Origin of the sequence: Paraburkholderia bannensis, assembly GCF_014200455.1 — a bacterium.
GTDB lineage: Bacteria > Pseudomonadota > Gammaproteobacteria > Burkholderiales > Burkholderiaceae > Paraburkholderia > Paraburkholderia bannensis_A.
Window position 1 is genome coordinate 184,508 of record NZ_JACHBW010000001.1, and the last position, 17,847, is coordinate 202,354.

The 17,847-nt window shown below is 64.8% G+C and carries 18 protein-coding genes; 11 read left to right on the forward strand and 7 right to left on the reverse strand.

Going from position 1 to position 17,847, the window contains the following annotated elements; translation table 11 throughout:
- The first annotated feature begins 8 nt into the window (after nucleotides 1–8).
- From F4827_RS00845 to F4827_RS00870, 6 genes are all read left to right on the forward strand, one after another.
- Nucleotides 9–1,592, forward strand: a complete 1,584-nt coding sequence (locus F4827_RS00845) for a hypothetical protein (RefSeq protein ID WP_183720865.1) — start codon at nucleotides 9–11, stop codon at nucleotides 1,590–1,592.
- Between the two features lie 94 nt (nucleotides 1,593–1,686).
- Nucleotides 1,687–2,406 carry a C39 family peptidase gene (locus tag F4827_RS00850; RefSeq protein ID WP_183720862.1) on the forward strand — a complete coding sequence of 240 codons (720 nt, stop codon included), beginning with the start codon at nucleotides 1,687–1,689 and terminating at the stop codon, nucleotides 2,404–2,406.
- Between the two features lie 14 nt (nucleotides 2,407–2,420).
- On the forward strand, nucleotides 2,421–3,275 hold the full coding sequence (locus tag F4827_RS00855) for a peptidase C39 (protein ID WP_183720859.1): 855 nt from the start codon (nucleotides 2,421–2,423) through the stop codon (nucleotides 3,273–3,275).
- Between the two features lie 196 nt (nucleotides 3,276–3,471).
- Nucleotides 3,472–4,965: a hypothetical protein gene (locus tag F4827_RS00860; protein WP_183720856.1), complete on the forward strand. Its 1,494-nt coding sequence runs from the start codon at nucleotides 3,472–3,474 to the stop codon at nucleotides 4,963–4,965.
- Nucleotides 4,966–4,982: 17 nt separating this feature from the next.
- Nucleotides 4,983–6,650 (forward strand): sigma 54-interacting transcriptional regulator, encoded by a 1,668-nt coding sequence (locus F4827_RS00865; RefSeq protein WP_409258746.1) that lies wholly within the window; start codon nucleotides 4,983–4,985, stop codon nucleotides 6,648–6,650.
- 161 nt (nucleotides 6,651–6,811) lie between these two features.
- Entirely contained in the window at nucleotides 6,812–7,309 is a 498-nt protein-coding gene (locus tag F4827_RS00870) for a dihydrofolate reductase (RefSeq protein WP_183720853.1), read from the forward strand.
- Between the two features lie 87 nt (nucleotides 7,310–7,396).
- Here the strand turns inward: F4827_RS00870 and pmbA are convergent, their stop codons facing one another.
- Nucleotides 7,397–8,767, reverse strand: coding sequence for a metalloprotease PmbA (gene pmbA / locus F4827_RS00875; protein WP_183720850.1), 1,371 nt, complete (start codon nucleotides 8,765–8,767; stop codon nucleotides 7,397–7,399).
- Nucleotides 8,768–9,057: 290 nt separating this feature from the next.
- Here pmbA and yjgA point away from each other — a divergent pair, with 290 nt between their 5' ends.
- Together yjgA and mog are read left to right on the forward strand one after the other, a co-directional pair.
- Nucleotides 9,058–9,669: a ribosome biogenesis factor YjgA gene (gene yjgA, locus F4827_RS00880; RefSeq protein WP_221303541.1), complete on the forward strand. Its 612-nt coding sequence runs from the start codon at nucleotides 9,058–9,060 to the stop codon at nucleotides 9,667–9,669.
- A complete protein-coding gene (mog, locus tag F4827_RS00885; protein WP_183720847.1) occupies nucleotides 9,656–10,279 on the forward strand; it encodes a molybdopterin adenylyltransferase in 624 nt (207 codons plus the stop codon). Before yjgA ends, mog begins: the two co-directional genes overlap by 14 nt.
- 71 nt (nucleotides 10,280–10,350) lie before the next feature.
- On the opposite strand, the gene orn is transcribed toward mog, so the two are convergent.
- Entirely contained in the window at nucleotides 10,351–10,995 is a 645-nt protein-coding gene (orn, locus tag F4827_RS00890) for an oligoribonuclease (RefSeq protein ID WP_183720845.1), read from the reverse strand.
- A gap of 135 nt (nucleotides 10,996–11,130) precedes the next feature.
- On the opposite strand from orn, the gene F4827_RS00895 reads away from it, so the two are divergent.
- Genes F4827_RS00895 through F4827_RS00905 form a run of 3 tightly spaced genes read left to right on the forward strand, consistent with a single transcriptional unit; the run spans nucleotide 11,131 to nucleotide 13,718 of the window.
- Nucleotides 11,131–12,414, forward strand: coding sequence for a M48 family metallopeptidase (locus F4827_RS00895; protein ID WP_183720842.1), 1,284 nt, complete (start codon nucleotides 11,131–11,133; stop codon nucleotides 12,412–12,414).
- A complete protein-coding gene (gene rsgA, locus F4827_RS00900; RefSeq protein ID WP_183720839.1) occupies nucleotides 12,411–13,373 on the forward strand; it encodes a ribosome small subunit-dependent GTPase A in 963 nt (320 codons plus the stop codon). The genes F4827_RS00895 and rsgA overlap by 4 nt, the downstream gene beginning before the upstream one ends.
- 21 nt (nucleotides 13,374–13,394) lie before the next feature.
- The gene (locus tag F4827_RS00905; protein WP_183720836.1) at nucleotides 13,395–13,718 is read left to right on the forward strand and encodes a DUF2007 domain-containing protein; all 324 of its coding nucleotides are present in this window, start codon (nucleotides 13,395–13,397) and stop codon (nucleotides 13,716–13,718) included.
- Nucleotides 13,719–13,799: 81 nt separating this feature from the next.
- Here the strand turns inward: F4827_RS00905 and F4827_RS00910 are convergent, their stop codons facing one another.
- From F4827_RS00910 to rimM, 5 genes are all read right to left on the reverse strand, one after another.
- Entirely contained in the window at nucleotides 13,800–14,738 is a 939-nt protein-coding gene (locus F4827_RS00910) for a CobD/CbiB family protein (RefSeq protein ID WP_183720833.1), read from the reverse strand.
- Nucleotides 14,739–14,930: 192 nt separating this feature from the next.
- Entirely contained in the window at nucleotides 14,931–15,626 is a 696-nt protein-coding gene (locus F4827_RS00915) for a CoA pyrophosphatase (RefSeq protein WP_183720829.1), read from the reverse strand.
- Nucleotides 15,627–15,712: 86 nt separating this feature from the next.
- Entirely contained in the window at nucleotides 15,713–16,111 is a 399-nt protein-coding gene (gene rplS, locus F4827_RS00920; RefSeq protein ID WP_027817360.1) for a 50S ribosomal protein L19, read from the reverse strand.
- A gap of 153 nt (nucleotides 16,112–16,264) precedes the next feature.
- Complete coding sequence (gene trmD / locus F4827_RS00925) at nucleotides 16,265–17,032, reverse strand: tRNA (guanosine(37)-N1)-methyltransferase TrmD (RefSeq protein WP_183720826.1); 768 nt, start codon at nucleotides 17,030–17,032, stop codon at nucleotides 16,265–16,267.
- Nucleotides 17,033–17,066: 34 nt separating this feature from the next.
- Nucleotides 17,067–17,834 (reverse strand): ribosome maturation factor RimM, encoded by a 768-nt coding sequence (rimM, locus tag F4827_RS00930; RefSeq protein WP_183720823.1) that lies wholly within the window; start codon nucleotides 17,832–17,834, stop codon nucleotides 17,067–17,069.
- Nucleotides 17,835–17,847: the final 13 nt, after the last annotated feature.

The following is a 17,847-nucleotide window of genomic DNA, read 5'->3' on the forward strand; positions in this document are numbered from 1 at the left end:
AGCGAAACATGAAGCGCACCCTCATCGCAGCGGCAGTCCTCGCAACGGCAGCAACGTCCTCGTTTGCAGGCTCGAACTCCGCTTACCTGTTCAACTACACGGCCGTCGGCGAACAAGTCGGCATCGAAGGCTGGGTCAGCCTGTTCGGATGCGTCAGCGTCTCGAGCACCGCAGGCGCCGTCATCAACAACTCGCAGACGACGTCGGGCGGCACGCTCAAGCCCCAGGCCCAGAGCTATATCACCGGCAACGTGACGACCACGTATGACAACAACACGTGGAGCGTGAACGGCACGGGCACCAACTCGAGCTACAAGAACTCGTCGTATGCGACGGCCGAAGAGTCGGCATCGTCGAAGTCGTCGACGAAGACGCACAACGTCGCATCGTCGACCTCGACGACCTCGTCGAGCAACAAGGCCTTCTCGAAGACCTACAACGCCGGCATTTCGGGTGACTACCACGTCGCCACGGATAGCGGCAGCTCCAGCAGCTCGTCGAAGACCAGCGCGCACAGCAATACGGGCGATGCAGCCGTCGCTACGTCGTACAACAGCGTCGGCAACAACACGTCGACGAAGTCGCAAAGCGGCTCCGGCAGCGCAGCCGTGCAAGTGACGACGAACAGCAGCGGCACCCCGGCCAACGGCACGGCTGGCATTGCTATCTCCGGCAATGAAGCTACGTCGCACACGAAGACGAACTCGCATAACAACAGCGACACGACCAGCGCGGGCATCGCCTGGACGTCGCAGGACAACAAGAGCTCCAGCCACACCTCGCAAAAGGCGAACTCCGCGTACGCCGACGGCACGGGCAGCGCAGCCGTGTCGGCCTACGAGAACGGCACGAGCTCGAAGTCGAGCAACTCTAGCAAGACGTACAACCACTCGTATGGCGAATCGAGCTCGAGCACGAAGAACGAAGCTCACTCGTACGCCAAGGCCACGCAGGAAAGCAAGTCGTGGGGCTATAGCGTGAGCGACTCGCTGAACACGGTCAACGAAACGACGACCGGTTCGGTCACGCAGCACTACGACACGCAAGTCGCCGGCACGCTGGACGCCACCACGGGCAGCAACGCAGCAACGGGTGTGACGGGCAACCTGGGCGTGAACATCGCCGAAGGTATCAACAACGCACAGAGCAACAACGTTGCCCTCGCGTCGGTTGATGTGGGCAATGTGTTCGGTAACGCCCAGATCTTCAACACTCAGACTTCTGGCGGCAAGGCCAGCGTGAAGAACTTCAACCTGAATGCGTCGGTGGGTGATGGCTCGCTCGCCAGCGTCTCGGGCAACGTGGGCGTGAACGTCGCGTCGGGTATCGGCAACGCACAGAACAACAGCCTCGCCGGCTCCGTGACGACCTCCAGCAACGCAGGCACCGCCAAGACGACGGCGATGGTCGCGACCGACAACAATTCGCAGAACGCAGCGACGTACGCTACCGGCCAGTTCCAGGGTACGGCTAGCCTCGGCGCAGGCGCACTGGCCGGCGCAAGCGGCAACATCGGCGTGAACATCGCCGGCGGTATCGGCAACCTGCAGCACAACGGCCTGGCCATCGCAGCAATCAGCAACGGCCACTAAGCAGTCCGCAAGTAGAAGCAAACCAGGGCTGTACCTCGATGCACCGGCCGCCGCCACAGGCGGCCGGTGCTCAAACCAGAAGCAGGAGACCACCATGTCCGGGCTCGCATCGTCCCCGGCGTCAAGGATGTGTGCTGTCGCGCTGGCGCTCGTCGCCACCGCGGCTTTCATGCCTGTGCACGCGCAATCGATGATCGACGCAACGCATCTGGTCGGCGTGCCGATCAAGCTGCCGCTGCGCTCGATGCGCGATATCCGCTACAGCAGCATCGTCAGCCAGCAATACGACTACAGCTGCGGCGCCGCCGCGCTCGCAACGCTGCTCAAGTATGGCTACGGCATCGACATCCCCGAACCGGAACTGATTCGCCGGATGATGGTGTACTCCACGCCCGAAGTGGTCGTGAAGAACGGCTTTTCCATGCTCGACATGAAGAAGTTCGTCGAAACGATCGGCCTGCGCGGGCGCGGCTTCCGCGTGAATACCGACGCCCTGTATCACCTGCAGATTCCCGTGCTCGTGCTCATGAATATCGAAGGCTACGAGCATTTCGTGATCGTCAAACACGCCGAGAACGGCCGCGTCTTCATTGCGGACCCCGCGCTCGGCAACCGGATTGTTGCCGAGGACGACTTTGCGAAGACCTGGAATGGTCTCGTCTTCGCGGTGCTCGGCAAACCGTTCCTGGAGGACTCTCCGCTGTTGCAGAACAATGAGTCGCTCGCGCTGAAGCTGCGCGAGAACGCCCTGCAGAATGGCACGGCAGCGACTCCCTTCTTCGAATACGGCCTCGACAAGGCCGTTATGTTCTGAAGTACACAAGAGTCATGAATCGCAACCTCTCACAGACTGGCATCGCGGCAGGTCTTTGCGCGCTCGCCTGCGCTTATTCGAATGGTGCGCGGGCCGCCGAGAGCCTTGCCGCCACGCAGCCTCCGCAACCCTTGACACCCGCCTTTCTCGCCGCGGCCGGCTCCGACGCCCAAGCCGTGCACTGCGAACCCGTCGATGACGACGTGCTCGCGCATCAGACCGGCAAATACGCCGGCAACGACATGATTTCAGGCGTCGTCCTGAACGTCATCTCGCAATGGCAGTTGCCCAACGGCGCCACCGCCACCGCCCAGGGCGCGCTGACTGTCGTGCAGAACACCGTCAACCAGTTGAGCGCCAGCGTACAGACCAGCGCCAAGGTCACCGACCCGGTCGCGGGCGGCACGACCACGGCCAACAGTGGCGCCACGCCGAATACGTCTGCCACCGGCGGACAGAACGTGGCGGTCAACGGCGTCTCGCAGGTCACCCAGGTCGCCGGCAACGGCAACGTCGGTTCCAATGCCGCGACCATCGACTACACCAGCAGCAGCGGCAACTCGCAGCTCGCGAATGTCGCGAATACGCCGAGCGCATCGGCTTCGAACGCCAACGGCACCATCCGCGCCGGCATCGCCTTTGGCGGCAACGGCATCAGCGTCACGTTGCAAACACCGGCCGGCATTGCCACCCAAAACATCATGCCGAGCAACACGGCGCAGGCGGGCTCGATCGCCCAGCTGCTCCAGATCGCGGGTAATAACCAGCAGGTCGCCAATCAGTTATCCCTCAGCCTGCAGACGCAGCAGATGAGCGCGCAAATGATCCGGCAGGCCGGCGTACTACAGGCTCTGCGCAACATCCGTTGACGACTCTACCGACAACCACCTGACACGCCGCCCACCGCCATGGGCGGCTGCCACAAACCACAAGGAGATCGAGGGGGGAGACCAGTACACGCAGGCCGAGGCCCTGCGTGACGTATCGAGGAGGTGCATCGACGTGCGCGGGTACGGGGCCAGGGGGCTCGGTGAGGCGTGCGATTTCGATCCGGGGGAAGAAAAAATGAACACGATATTCAAGACGGCAGTGCCGCAACTGCGGCTGGCTGCCATTCCGACGGCAGTCCTGCTTTTCTCGCTTGCGCACAACGCCAACGCGCAGGCACTGCAAGGGCAATCGCTGGAAGAACGGCTCAACACGCTCATGCGTGTGGTCGACGAGCAGCAACGCCAGATCCAGTCGCTCGAACGCCAGGTCACCAACCTGGAGATGTCGCAGCGCGGCCGCGGCATGCCGGGCGCCGGTGCGCCCGACGCTGCCTCCGGCACGAGCGTCGCCGAGCAGCCTGGCGCGGACGGCTTGCCCGTACCGCTGCCGCCGCTCGCGCAGGCCTTGCCGGGTGCGACGGCGCCGGGTTCGCTCACGGGCACCGCCACGGGCGTGCCGGTGAATCCGCCCTCGCCCGATGCGGGTCCGAGCGGCAGCGCGACGGGCACGTCGGCATCGAGCGGCCCGCAGCAGGGCGCGCCCGTCGGCGTCAATCCAAACAACCCGAACGCGCCGACCGTGGGCGAAACGCAGAAGAACGCGGAACCCGAGCGCACCCAGGCCGAACAGGCCGTGGTGCAGCGCGAACATGCTCCGCTGTTCGACCACAAGCTCACGCTCGACTGGGGTATCAGCGACACCTACTACGATCGCCGCCAGCTTCAACTGTCGGGCTTCCTCGCGCTCGATGCGATTTTCCTCGGCAACATCAATCTGGGGCAAACCAAGTCGCACCAGATCATGGCCGATCTGGATACGCGGTACGGGCTGACCGACCGCATGAGCATCGACGTCGACGTGCCCTACATCTATCGCCACAGCAGCTTTATCGTGGGCGGTGCGGGCGGCTCGGCCAGTTCGTTGTCCGATTCGTCGGTGAATTCGAACGCCATCGGCGACGTGAACTTCGGGATGTACTACCAGTTCCTGAAGGAAACCAACAACCTGCCCGACGTGGTCGGCAGTCTGCGCGTGAAAACGCCGACCGGCACCTCGCCGTTCGGCATCAAGGTGCAGCAGATTTCGCAGGAAAACACCAACCTCGTCGCTCCGACCAAGCTGCCTACCGGCACGGGCTTCTGGAACATCACGGCCGGTCTGTCGGTACTGAAGACCTATGACCCGGTGGTGCTGTTCGGCAGCTTCTCGTACACCTACAACATCTCGCGCTCGTTCTCCGACATCTCGTCGGTCATCGGGCAGACGGAACCCGCCGATGTCAAGCTTGGCGACATCATCCAGTTTGGCGGCGGCGTCGCGCTCGCCTTCTCCGAAAAGGATTCCGCCAGCATCTCGTACACCATGGCCATCGAGCCGCAATCGAAGACCAAGGCGCCCGGCGGCAGCTGGACCGGCGTGCCGGGCAGCGAGACGACCGCCTCGGTGCTCAACTTCGGGCTCAATCACGTGGTCAACAAGCACCTGACGATCAACGGCGCGGTATCGGTCGGCCTTACGCCCGATGCGCCGAACTTCGTGGTCGGCGTGCGCTTCCCCTACACCTTCTGATGAATACGAGGTCGATCGTGCGCGAATCCTCACATCTGAGCGCCAACGTGACGTCGTTCGCCGGGGCGGGCCAGCGGCTCGCCGCGGTGGGACAGTCGCCGCACGCCGCCTTGCAGGCGGATGCGACGATCGAAGGGTCGGCGGATACGACGGGTCCTTCTTCGGTGCGCAATTCCGACGCCTCCAGCGTCGCGAATGTGGCCCACGTTCCGGTTGGGGCGAAATCCACCAAAGCCGGCGACGGCAGGCCGATTGCAGACATCGACCGCATGCTGCTCTACGTTGCCCGCACGCCTGACAGCCAGCTTGGCGCGTATCTGAAAAGCCGCGGCTGGGAAGTCGCCACGGCCAAGTCCGCGCACGAAGCGACGCGTCTCGTGAAGCAGGAGCCGACCTGCGCGGGCATCGTCGATCTGACCGGCTTCGCGCCGCGCGATCTGGCCGGGCTCGAAGCCGTGCTGCGTCTGCAACAGGTGGGCTGGATCGCGCTCACCGACCCACAGCGCCTGACCGACCCGGAAGTGCGCCGCCTGATCCGCCACTACTGCTTCGACTACGTGCATCTGCCGGTCGCGCCGGCGACGCTCGACTATCTGGTCGGCCACGCCTTCGGCATGGTCACGTTATACGATCTCGACGAAGCCCCCGCCTCGGCGACGAGCCAGGACGAAGACGAGATGGTGGGCACCTGCGAAGCGATGCAGCAACTCTTTCGCACCATCCGCAAGGTGGCGAACACGGATGCCAGCGTGTTTATCTCAGGCGAATCGGGCACCGGCAAGGAGCTGACCGCACTGGCGATCCACGAACGCTCGCCGCGCCGTAAAGCGCCTTTCGTGCCGATCAACTGCGGCGCGATCCCGCATCATCTTCTGCAATCCGAACTGTTTGGCTACGAGCGCGGCGCATTCACGGGCGCGAACCAGCGCAAGATCGGCCGGGTGGAAGCGGCCAACGGCGGCACGCTGTTTCTCGACGAAATCGGCGACCTGCCGATGGAAAGCCAGGCGAGCCTGCTGCGCTTCCTGCAGGAAGGCAAGATCGAGCGGCTGGGCGGCCACGAGCAGATCCCCGTGGACGTGCGCATCATTTCGGCCACGCACGTCGATCTCGAATCGGCCATGCGCGACGGACGCTTCCGCGCCGACCTGTTCCATCGCCTGTGCGTGCTGCGCGTGGACGAACCGCCGCTGCGCGCGCGCGGCAAGGACATCGAGATCCTCGCGCATCACGTGCTGCACAAGTTCAAGATGGACAGCGCGCGCAAGATTCGCGGCTTCACGCCCGACGCCATCGAGGCCATGTACAACTACAACTGGCCCGGCAACGTACGCGAAATGATCAACCGCGTGCGCCGTGCGATCGTGATGGCCGAAAGCAAGCTGATCTCGGCCGACGACCTCGACCTCGGCCAGTTCACCGAGCAGCAGACGGTCACGCTCGCGCAGGCGCGCGAGTGCGCCGAGAAGCGCGCGATCGAGGCGGCCCTGCTGCGCCACCGCCATCGCCTGACCGAGGCGGCGGCGGACCTGGGGATCTCGCGGGTGACGCTGTATCGGCTGATGGGCACGCATGGTCTGCGCGACGAGAAGTCGATTTTCGGCGGCGAAGCGGAGAACCAGGCCCAAAGCCACGGCGAAGCGGCGGCCGAACGCGCCACGCAGCCGGCCGAACCTGCCGAATGAGGCCCGCTGCGCCGCTGCGGTTCGATGTTCTTCGGCGCTCCACCGCAGCGGCACGAAGTAGAGGTGCCGGTTCGCGGTGCGGGTAGACACGCGCGCTCGGGTAGAATCGACGGGATCGACCTTTCAATTCCATCGCAATTCGACTCTCTCCGCCCCCTTCGATGACGACGCTCACCCTGATCGTCGCTCGCGCCCAGAACGGCGTGATCGGCCGCGACAACGAGCTGCCCTGGCGGCTGCCCGAAGACCTCGCATTCTTCAAGCGCACCACCATGGGCGCGCCCATCGTGATGGGCCGTAAAACCCACGAATCGATCGGCCGTGCGCTGCCCGGACGGCGAAATATCGTCGTCACGCGTGACGCCGGCAAGCGTTTTCCCGGCTGCGATACCGCGACGAGCCTGCAAGCGGCGCTCGCGCTCGCGGGCCAGGACCAGGCCCCCGAGGCGTTCCTGATTGGCGGCGCGCAGCTTTATGCCGAAGGCATCGCGCTCGCGCAGAAACTGATCGTCACGGAAATCGCCGCGGATTTTGACGGAGACGCGCACTTCCCCGCTCCGGATGCCGCCATCTGGCGCGAAACGGCACGCGAGTCGCTGCACGCGAATGCGCCCAACGACTTCGATTTCGCGTTTGTGACTTACGAGCGGCGGGATTGAACGTTTCGTCAGCCCCAACAGAAAACGGCACGCCAAAGCGTGCCGTTTTCGCATTTGCCGGGCGCCTGAAACGCCCCGGCGACGGTTTTACTGCCCCGCCACCGTCATGCGCTCGATCAGCACCGAGCCGGTCTGACGCGTGCCGCGTGCGAGCGTATCCGCGCCCACCGCGACGATGTGGTGGAACATCTCCTGGAGCGTGGACGCCACCGTGATTTCCTCGACCGGATACTGGATCTTGCCGTTTTCGACCCAGAAACCCGAGGCGCCGCGCGAATAATCGCCCGTCACGAAGTTCACGCCCTGCCCCATCAGTTCGGTCAGCAGCAGACCCGTGCCGAGCTTTTTCAGCATGGCTTCGAAATCGTCTTCGGGCTGCGTGAGCGAGCTTTCGAGACGCAGGTTGTGCGAGCCGCCCGCGTTGCCGGTGGTCTGCATGCCGAGCTTGCGCGCCGAATACGACGACAGGAAATAGCCCTGCACCACGCCGTCCTTGACCACTTCGCGACGCTGCGTGCGCACGCCTTCTTCGTCGAACGGCGCGCTGCCGGCCGCGCGCGGCACATGCGGATCCTCGACGATCTGGATATGCGGCGCGAATACCGGCTTGCCCAGCGAATCGACGAGGAACGAAGTTTTGCGATACAGCGCGCCGCCGCTGGTGGCCTGCACGAACGCGCCCAGCAGCCCCGCCGCCAGCGGCGCTTCGAACAGCACCGGCACCTTGCGCGTATCGAGTCCGCGCGCGTTGAGGCGCGACAGCGCGCGTTCGGCGGCGTAACGACCCACGCTTTCGGGCGAAGCCAGCTCGCTGGCGCTGCGGCGCGAGGTGTACCAGTCGTCGCGCTGCATGCTGCGGCCGCTGCCCGCGATGGGCGCGCAGGCGATGTAGTGACGCGAGTACGGATAGCCATGCATGAAGCCGCTGGAGGTCGCCAGCACGAACTGCGAGTGTTGCGCGGACACGCTCGCGCCTTCGGAATTGGTCACGCGGCGGTCGGTGGCGAACGCCGCGTCTTCGGCGCGGCGGGCGATTTCGACGGCTTCGTCGGCGGTGACGCTCCACGGATGGTAGAGATCGAGGTCGCGCGGCGCGGTTTCCAGTAGCTCGCGTTCGGCGAGGCCGGCGCAGTCGTCGTCGGCGGTGAAGCGCGCGATGTTGTACGCGGCCGCCACGGTGTCCTTGAGCGCCTGCGCGGAAAAGTCCGAGGTGCTCGCGTTGCCGCGCTTGTTGCCGATGTAGACGGTCACGCCGACCATCTTGTCGCGGTTGTGCTCGATGGTTTCGACTTCACCGCGCCGCACGGACACCGAAAGACCGTCGCCTTCGGAGAGCTCGGTCGCGGCGTCGCTTGCGCCGAGCGCCCTCGCGTGGCGAAGGATGTCCGAGGCGATCTCCTTCAGTTCGTCCTGGGTGTGCGGAAAAAAACGCTGCCGGGCTTCGATGTCTGCTGCCATTGTCGTTACGGTCCGGTTTTGGGCCGGTGCGGCCCGCTTGTCGTAAGTCGGAGATGTCACGTGATGCGTCGCGCGCGGGTTCATACGGCGCGCATGTTGCGCCTTTGCGTCAGACGCGTTTCGCGATCATAGCAAGGACTGCGCGCGCGCACCGAGGCGCAACGTGCGGCAATGCGGCAAGCCGTGCGGCTTCGAACGGGGCCTCGAAGCTGGCTTCGAGCGCGTCGCGCTGGCATGCGCCGCAGCCCTCGAGTCCGATCGGCTCGCGCGCGCACGCTACAATATGCGTCATGAAACGCAAAACCCGCATTCAACCCATGAACGACGCTGTCGTCGAAGTCGACGACAACGGTTACGATCGCCCGAGCAAATCGCAGCTCAAGCGCGAGATGGAAGCCCTGCAGCAGTTGGGCGTGGCGCTCGTCGAGCTGCCCAAGGACGCCCTCAAGCGCATGCCGATGACGGAAGACCTGTCAGACGCCGTCCACGAAGCCCGCCGCATTTCCGATCACGAAGGCCGTCGCCGCCAGCTCCAGTATGTCGGCCGCATGATGCGCGGTCTGACCGAAACCGAAGTCGCGGCGCTGCGCCAGGCGATGGAAGAGCACCGCGGCGTCAACAAGGCCGCCACCGCGCGCCTGCACTGGATCGAGCGCACCCGCGAGAAGCTGCTCGCGGACGACGAGGCGCTCACCGCCTTCATCCGCGACTATCCGGCTGCCGATCCGCAGGAAGGCCGCACGCTGATCCGCAACGCCCGCCGCGAGCAGCAGCAGGCCAAGCCGCCGAAGTACTTCCGCGAGCTGTTCCAGTGGATCAAGGACGTGAGCAAACAGGGCGACGACGACGCCGAAGACGCCGATCACGACAGCGGCGAGGACCGCGAAGATGACGAAGCCTGAACGTAGCCACCCTGATGAACTCGTGATCGGCCTGGTGTCGGTCAGCGACCGCGCGACCGCGGGCGTCTACGAGGACAAAGGGATTCCGTCACTGATGGAATGGCTTGGCGCCACGCTCAAGTCGCCGTGGCGCGCCGAAACGCGCCTGATCCACGACGACGCCGCCACGATTTCGGCCACGCTCACGGCGCTGGTCGACGGTCTGGGCTGCGACCTCGTGCTGACCACGGGCGGCACCGGCCCCGCGCGCCGCGATGTGACGCCCGAGGCGACGCTCGCGGTGGCGACGAAGGAAATGCCCGGTTTCGGCGAGCAGATGCGCCAGATCAGCCTGAATTTCGTACCCACGGCGATTCTCTCGCGCCAGGTGGCCGTGATCCGCGAAACCGCAGATCACGCGGCGCTCATCATCAACCTGCCCGGCCAGCCCAAGTCGATCAAGGAAACGCTGGAAGGCCTGCGCGACGAGAACGGCAAATCGAAGGTGCCCGGTATTTTCGCTGCGGTGCCCTACTGCATCGACCTGATCGGCGGTCCGTATATCGAAACCGATCCGGCCATCGTGGCCGCGTTCCGGCCGAAAAGCGCGATCCGCGCGCCGCGCGCCTGAACCCCGCAGGCCGTGCGAAGAAAGCAAAACGGCGCCCGCGGGCGCCGTTTCTCATGGTCAGCCTGAGCGGCTTACTTCGCGTCGCCGCCCGCGGCCGCTTGCGTCGCACCGGCGGCCGGCGCCGACGGAATCAGGAAATGTTCGCGGTAGTACTTGAGTTCGTCGATCGACTCGTGGATGTCGGCCAGCGCCGTGTGCAACGCGCGCTTCTGGAAACCCTTGTAGATCGCGGGCTGCCAGCGGCGGCACAGTTCCTTGAGCGTGCTCACGTCCAGATTGCGGTAGTGGAAGAATCGCTCAAGCGTGGGCATCCAGCGCGCCATGAAGCGGCGATCCTGGCAGATCGAGTTGCCGCACATCGGCGACTTGCCCGGCGGCACGTACTGGGAGAGGAAGGCCAGGATCTGCTCGGTGGCGCTTTCCTCGGTGACGGTCGAGGCGCGCACGCGCTCGGTCAGGCCCGAACGGCCATGCGTGTTGCGGTTCCACTCGTCCATGCGGTCGAGCACGGCTTGCGTCTGGTGAATCGCCAGCACCGGCCCTTCCACGATCTTGTCGAGCGTGGAGTTCGTCACCACCACGGCGATTTCGATGATGCGATCGTTATCGGGGTCGAGACCCGTCATTTCCATGTCGAGCCAGATCAGGTTCATGTCGGTGCGCTCCATAGCCGGAGTCGCCTGGCCCGCCGGGTCGGCAGAAGTGATGTCTGTCATGAATATCGCCTGAAACGGTAGGAAAGCGGCGCGCGCCGCATGCGGTCGACGGCGCCATCGCGTCGCCACTGCAGGATGCAATGTACGGGCCGCCAAGAACATATAATTGTCGCATAGATACCACGGACTCCCCGGATGCCCACTTTGTCACCCTCGCTGTCCCCAGCGCTGAGTTTCAGCGCGCTGTTCATGATCGCCGTGCTGGCGATGGTCGCGACCAAACTCTGGCTGGCCTCGCGCCAGACCCGCTTCGTCGCGGCCCACCGCGATGCGGTGCCGGCCCAGTTCGCGGCCACCATCCCGCTCACGGCGCACCAGCGCGCCGCCGATTACACCGTCGCACGCACGCGTCTGGGCATGGTCGAAATCGTGCTGTCGGCGGTCGTGCTGATCGCGCTGACGCTGCTCGGCGGCGTGCAGGCGCTCGATCTGGGCGTCTCCGATCTGCTCGGGCGCGGCTACGTCGGCCAGATCGCACTGATCGGCGCGGTGCTCGCGGTCAGCGGCATGATCGAATTGCCGCTCGATTACTACCGCCAGTTCGTGGTCGAGGAGCGCTTTGGCTTTAACCGCATGACGAAACGCATCTTCTTCATGGACCGCATCAAGGGGCTCGTGATCGGCGCGGCGTTCGGCATTCCGCTGCTGTTCGTGGTGCTGTGGCTCATGAAGCAGGCGGGCGGCCTGTGGTGGCTGTGGACGTGGGTGGTCTGGGTCGGCTTCCAGATGCTCGTGCTGGTGCTCTACCCCACCTTTATCGCGCCGCTCTTCAACAAGTTCGAACCGCTCAAGGACGAAGCGCTGCGCTCGCGCATCGAAGCGCTGATGCAGCGTTGCGGTTTCGCGGCCAAGGGCCTCTTCGTGATGGACGGCAGCCGCCGCTCGGCGCACGGCAACGCCTATTTCACGGGCTTTGGCGCAGCCAAGCGCATCGTATTCTTCGACACGCTGCTCGCGCGCCTCTCGGGCAGCGAAATCGAAGCCGTGCTCGCGCACGAGCTCGGCCACTTCAAGCGCCGCCACGTCATCAAGCGCATGGTCGTGACGTTCCTGATCAGCCTCGTGCTGCTCGGCCTGCTGGGCTGGCTCACGCAGCGCGTGTGGTTCTACGAGGGCCTGGGCGTGCGTCCGTCGCTGCTCGGCGGCAACGAAGGCCTGGCGCTGGTGTTGTTCTTCCTCGCCGTGCCGGTGTTCCTGTTCTTCATTACGCCGCTGAACAGCCTCAGCTCGCGCAAGCATGAGTTCGAAGCCGATGCCTTCGCCGCCACGCAGACCGACGCGCAGCAACTCGTCAACGCGCTGGTGAAGCTGTACGAGGACAACGCGTCGACGCTCACGCCCGACCCGCTCTACACCGCGTTCTATTACTCGCATCCGCCGGCTTCGCAGCGGATCGACAAACTGCTCGCGCACGCATGAAGCGGCGCTCGACTCAAGCCGCCGGCGGCGCAGCCTCCTCGAACGCCGCCGCGACGCTGCATGGCGTCGTGATCGCCGCGCATGGCCGTCACTACCTGGTCGCCCCGGACGACGGCGGCCCGGCCCTCCAGTGCTTCCCGCGCGGCAAGAAAAGCGAGGTGGCCGTGGGCGACCGCGTCGATTATCAATCGACCTCGGCGGACCAGGGCGTGATCGTCGCGATTGGCGAGCGGCGCAATCTGCTCTATCGCTCCGACCAGTTCAAGTCGAAGCTGTTCGCGGCGAACCTGGATCAACTGCTGATCGTGCTCGCCACCGAACCGCACTTCAGCGAGGATCTGCTCGGGCGTGCGCTCGTGGCCGCCGAAGCCAACGATCTCAAGCCCATCATCCTGCTCAACAAGATCGACCTGGAGGCCGCGCTGCCGCTCGCGCGCCAGCGGCTGGAGCGCTATCGGGCGCTGGGCTATACGGTACTGGAAGTGTCGGAGAAGAAGCATCCGCAAGAGGCGCACGCGATCCTCTGCGAGCATCTGAACGGCCACCAGACGATCCTGCTCGGGCAATCGGGCATGGGCAAATCGACGCTCGTGAATCTGCTGATTCCCGACGCCGAGGCCGCCACGCGTGAGATCTCCACCGCGCTCAACAGCGGACGCCATACCACCACGTTCACGCGGCTCTACAGGCTGCCAGGCGAGCATGGCAAAAGCGCCGGCGCGCTGATCGATTCCCCAGGCTTCCAGGAATTCGGCCTCTATCACCTCACCGAAGGCACGCTGGAGCGCGCCTTCCCCGAATTCAGGCCGCTGCTCGCGCACTGCCGCTTCTACAACTGCCATCATCTGCACGAGCCGGGCTGCGCAGTGCTCGAAGCGGTCGAGGATGGCCGCATCGCGCCCGCGCGTCACGAACTCTACGCGCAACTCGTGCACGAAATCAGCCAGGTCGTGCGCTGACGCGCGCCTTCGCGAGAGTCCATGCTCAAGCTCGTGCGCGCGCCCAATGTGGTCATCGCCCAGCACTGGATGAACATCCTGGCCGCGGCGGGCGTGCCCTGCGAGCTGCACAACCGCTACCTGAGCGGCGCGATGGGCGAGATTCCGGCCGAACAGTGTGCGCCGGAAATCTGGCTCGTCGACGACCGCGATGAAACGCTGGCGAGAAAGCTGATCGCCGACGCAACGCAAGGCCCCAGGCCCGGCACGCCTTCGTGGCGCTGTGCGCAGTGCGGCGAGACACTGGAGCCGCAGTTCACGGTCTGCTGGCAATGCGGGCGCGAGCGCGATCCGCGCGACGATTGAATGCTGCCGCCCGATGCAAAAAAAGCCCGCTTGAAGCGGGCTTTTTCTGTTTGAAGCGGGTATGGGAGCGATGTAGATCGCTTAGACCCAAACGGCGATCGTCAGCATCAGCAACAGGATCATCCACAGGATCACGGCGCGCCAGACGAGGCCAACCGCCGATTGCAGCGTGCGCGGCGTGCAGTCGTCGCCGACCGTATAAGGGCCGCCGTCGCCGGGCTGGGCAAGCGCATCGACGCTCGATTGCTCTGCGAGCGGTCCCGACAGGCGCGCACCCAGCGCGCCGCTGCCGGCGGCAAGCAACACGCCCTCGTTGGTGTCGGGCCACTGGTTCGCGTGATTGCGCCACGCGTAGATCGCGTCCTCGAAATTGCCGACGATGGCGAAACCCAGCGACGTCAGGCGCGCCGGAATCCAGTCGATCACGAAGAACACGTGCTGCGCGAAGTTCGAAAACGCCTCGGTGCGGTCTTCGGCGGGACGCGCCCACTCGCGCGCGAGGTATTCGGAGATGCGATACAGCACCGCGCCCGCCGGGCCGATCGGCACGAGGAACCAGAAGAACACGCCGAACACATGCCGATGCGAGGCCACTACCGCGTGAATCAGCGTATGGCGCACGATCTCGCTCACGGGCATGTCCACGGCGTCGATGCCGGTCCATTCGGTGAGGACTTCGCGGGCGCGCGGCACGTCGTCGTTGTTCAGCGCGAGGTGGATGTCGGTGAAATAGTGGCTGAACTGGCGAAACCCCAGCGTGAAGTACACCACCACCACGTTCCAGCAGAACGCCAGCACGAAGCTGATGTGATAGAGAACGTAGTAGACCAGCGCCGTGGCCGCCGTCCAGGGCAGCACCACGACCAGCCAGGCGATCAGGCCATGTTTCTGCTTGCCCGCGTCGAAGCCATGCGCGGCCCATTCCGCATTGAGGCGCACCAGCGCCATCACCGGATTATTCGGCGAAAGCGCCCGCACCTGTTCGATGACGAGAGCCAGCAATACGGAGAAGAAGGTCATGCGACGCGCCGTGCAAGTCGGGTTGCAAAAAAGGTTTCAGGGGCTTTCAGAAATTTGATGCAACGATATCACAGGGCCAGATGTACCTGAGCGTCTGGCGGCAAAGACACAACAGCCGCGGCGCAGCAACGCAGGATCGCGTCGCAGATCGGCAAGAAATCGGCAGGAATCGGCAACCGCCTCGGACGTGCGTCAGGCGAGCAGGAAGCGATAGAAGTTGCGCAGCATCCCGGCGGTCGCGCCCCAGATGAAATGCGAGGTGCCGACTGCCCCCGCCTGACCGCCCTGCTGCGGATACGGCATGGCGAAAAACCGGCGCTCGCCGCCTTCCCAGCGGAACACGCGGATTTCATGGTTCGCGGGGTTCATCAGAAAGTCGAGCGGCACTTCGAAGATGCTCGCCACTTCGAGCGAATCGGCGGCCAGCGAAAACGGCTCGTGCACGAGGCCCACCACGGGTGTCACGCGAAAACCCGTGCCCGTCAGATACTCGGGCAATGCGCCCAGCACTTCCACGCGCGACGGATCGAGATCGACTTCTTCGTGCGCCTCGCGCAATGCTGCGGCGATGGGCGTGGAATCGGACGGTTCGCGGCTGCCGCCGGGAAAGCTCACCTGCCCGGCGTGGTTGCTGAGGTGATCGGCGCGCTGCGTGAGCAGCACGGATAGCCCCGAGGCGCGGATCACGAGCGGAATCAAAACCGCGGCTTCGCGGGGATCGCGGATGTCGGTGACGCGGGATTCCTGCCGCTCCGGGTCCCAGGGCAGACGTTGCTTGAAACGCGCGCGCAGCCCGTCGGGCGTGAGGCGGCCGGCGTCGATCTTCGGCAGATCGGCGCCAGTCGATTCGATCGGCAGGCTTTCGGGTTCAAATACTGGACGGATCAACGGCTGACTCGGAGTTCGGGCACACCTGATTATTTTGCGGCCAAAAAGAAAAAAGCACCCCGAAGGGTGCTTCTTTCTTACAGCTTTTACGCCTGCTCTGCAGCCGGAGCAGCTGCACGGTCTTTCGACACCAGCTTTTCCTTGATGCGAGCCTTCTTGCCCGACAGGTTGCGCAGGTAGTACAGCTTCGCGCGACGCACGTCGCCGCGGCGCTTCACCACGATGCTTGCCAGCAGCGGCGAGTACGTCTGGAACGTACGCTCGACGCCTTCACCCGACGAGATCTTGCGAACGATGAACGCCGAGTTCAGACCGCGGTTACGCTTTGCGATCACGACGCCTTCGTATGCCTGAACGCGCTTGCGCGTGCCTTCGACAACGTTCACGTTGACGATCACCGTATCGCCCGGGGCGAAATCGGGGATGGTCTTCTCGCCCAGCACGCGCTGGATTTCTTCCTGCTCGAGTTTTGCAATCAGATTCATGGATTGACTCCGTAAGCCATCTTGTCGGCGTTCGTACCTGTTGCTGGAATCCCAGACAACGACGGCCCCGATAGAGGATGGATTCACAACTGGCGCCGTTCACGCATGAAGCGGCGCCGCCTTGGGCGCCCCGCGCCCTGCCCGCCCGAAGCCTTACGCCTCGTTCGCGCTCTTCGCGAGACTAGCAAGCCATGCCTCGTCGGCACGGCTCAACATCTTGTTCTTGCGGGCCCGAGCGATCAGATCAGGCCGTTTTTGCCACGTATTGCGCAGCGCTTCGCGGCGACGCCATTGCTCGATTTCCGCATGATGGCCGCCAAGCAGCACATCGGGCACCCGCACGCCGTCGTATTCCTCCGGCCGCGTGTAATGCGGGCAGTCGAGCAGACCATCCGCGAAACTATCCTGCACCGCCGAGAGCGCGTCGTTCAGCACGCCCGGCAGCAACCGCACCACGGCATCCATCAGCGCCATCGCGGGCAGCTCGCCCCCCGACAGCACGAAGTCGCCGAGACTGACTTCCTCGTCCACGCAACGGTCGACCAGACGCTGGTCGATCGCTTCGTAGCGGCCGCACAGGATCACGAAACCGGGTTCCTGCGCGAACTGCACGGCGCGCTCGTGCGTGAGCGGCTTGCCTTGCGGCGACATCAGCAACACACGCGGTTTCGCTACGCCCTGCTCCGCCTGAGCGGCTTGGGCCGCGCCGATCGCCGCTTCCAGCGGCTTGGCCAGCATGACCATGCCGGGGCCGCCGCCGTACGGGCGATCGTCGATCGTGCGGTAATTGTCGGTGGTGAAATCGCGCGGATTCCACGTACGCAACGTGTAACGCTGCTGTTTGGCTGCCCGGCTGGTGATGCCCCAATCGGTGATCGACCGGAACATCTCGGGAAAGAGCGTAACGACATCGAACTGCATCGCTCTCTCCGTTCAGCGAATCAGCACAGCAGGTTCAGTAATCGGCTTCCCAGTCGACGACGATGCGTTTCGCCGCCAGGTCCACCGTCTTCACAAACACGCCGACGAACGGGATCAACCGCTCGCCGGTGGTGGGTTTGCCGTCCTTGCCCGTTTCCGGGTATTCGATGCGCAACACCGACTGCGCACCGTTGTCGATCAGGTCGGCGACCTTGCCCAGTTCGACGCCCGCCTCGTTGGCGACATCGAGACCGATCAGGTCCACCCAGTAATACTCGTCCGCTTCCGGCGCCGGGAAATCGGCGCGGCTCACGTAGACGCGGGCGCCGCGCAGCAGCAGCGCGGTGTCGCGGTCAGTGAGACCCGCCAGTTGCCCGACGATGGAATCGCCGTGCACCTTGGCGCTCGCACGTACCGCGGAATGACGCTCGGGCTGTTCGCGGCCCTTGAGGAGCCACCAGCGCCTGGCCGCCAGCAAGGCTTTGCCGCCTTGCGCGTGCGGCGCGATCTTCAGAGCGCCTTTAAGGCCATAGGCTTCGATCACGGCGCCGACTTCGACCGCATCGGCCGGCCAGCTTTGTGCCGTTTCGACGCGCAGACCATCGGCTTGCGCCGTGGACGCGCCTACCGGAGTGTTCGCCTGTGTGTTTTCACGCACAGGCGCACGCACCGGCTCTTTACGCACGAACGCACCGAAAGCCGGTGCGCTACGTGCCGGGCGTTTGCTCGCCCGGCCACTGCCCTGCGGCGTCACTGCGCCCGTAGCCTTGGCGTCCGCTTTTGCGTCGTCATGCTCGGGCATGGACAAACCTCGC

What these genes read in the sequence shown, in the direction of transcription:
- rsgA (WP_183720839.1), top strand. Translation starts at nt 12,411, where the DNA reads ATGAAGCGGCGCTCGACTCAAGCCGCCGGCGGCGCAGCCTCCTCGAAC.
- trmD (WP_183720826.1), bottom strand. Translation starts at nt 17,032, where the DNA reads ATGCAGTTCGATGTCGTTACGCTCTTTCCCGAGATGTTCCGGTCGATC.
- rplS (WP_027817360.1), bottom strand. Translation starts at nt 16,111, where the DNA reads ATGAATCTGATTGCAAAACTCGAGCAGGAAGAAATCCAGCGCGTGCTG.
- F4827_RS00870 (WP_183720853.1), top strand. Translation starts at nt 6,812, where the DNA reads ATGACGACGCTCACCCTGATCGTCGCTCGCGCCCAGAACGGCGTGATC.
- rimM (WP_183720823.1), bottom strand. Translation starts at nt 17,834, where the DNA reads ATGCCCGAGCATGACGACGCAAAAGCGGACGCCAAGGCTACGGGCGCA.
- F4827_RS00905 (WP_183720836.1), top strand. Translation starts at nt 13,395, where the DNA reads ATGCTCAAGCTCGTGCGCGCGCCCAATGTGGTCATCGCCCAGCACTGG.
- mog (WP_183720847.1), top strand. Translation starts at nt 9,656, where the DNA reads ATGACGAAGCCTGAACGTAGCCACCCTGATGAACTCGTGATCGGCCTG.
- F4827_RS00895 (WP_183720842.1), top strand. Translation starts at nt 11,131, where the DNA reads ATGCCCACTTTGTCACCCTCGCTGTCCCCAGCGCTGAGTTTCAGCGCG.
- F4827_RS00855 (WP_183720859.1), top strand. Translation starts at nt 2,421, where the DNA reads ATGAATCGCAACCTCTCACAGACTGGCATCGCGGCAGGTCTTTGCGCG.
- F4827_RS00910 (WP_183720833.1), bottom strand. Translation starts at nt 14,738, where the DNA reads ATGACCTTCTTCTCCGTATTGCTGGCTCTCGTCATCGAACAGGTGCGG.
- F4827_RS00860 (WP_183720856.1), top strand. Translation starts at nt 3,472, where the DNA reads ATGAACACGATATTCAAGACGGCAGTGCCGCAACTGCGGCTGGCTGCC.
- pmbA (WP_183720850.1), bottom strand. Translation starts at nt 8,767, where the DNA reads ATGGCAGCAGACATCGAAGCCCGGCAGCGTTTTTTTCCGCACACCCAG.
- F4827_RS00845 (WP_183720865.1), top strand. Translation starts at nt 9, where the DNA reads ATGAAGCGCACCCTCATCGCAGCGGCAGTCCTCGCAACGGCAGCAACG.
- yjgA (WP_221303541.1), top strand. Translation starts at nt 9,058, where the DNA reads ATGAAACGCAAAACCCGCATTCAACCCATGAACGACGCTGTCGTCGAA.
- F4827_RS00850 (WP_183720862.1), top strand. Translation starts at nt 1,687, where the DNA reads ATGTCCGGGCTCGCATCGTCCCCGGCGTCAAGGATGTGTGCTGTCGCG.
- orn (WP_183720845.1), bottom strand. Translation starts at nt 10,995, where the DNA reads ATGACAGACATCACTTCTGCCGACCCGGCGGGCCAGGCGACTCCGGCT.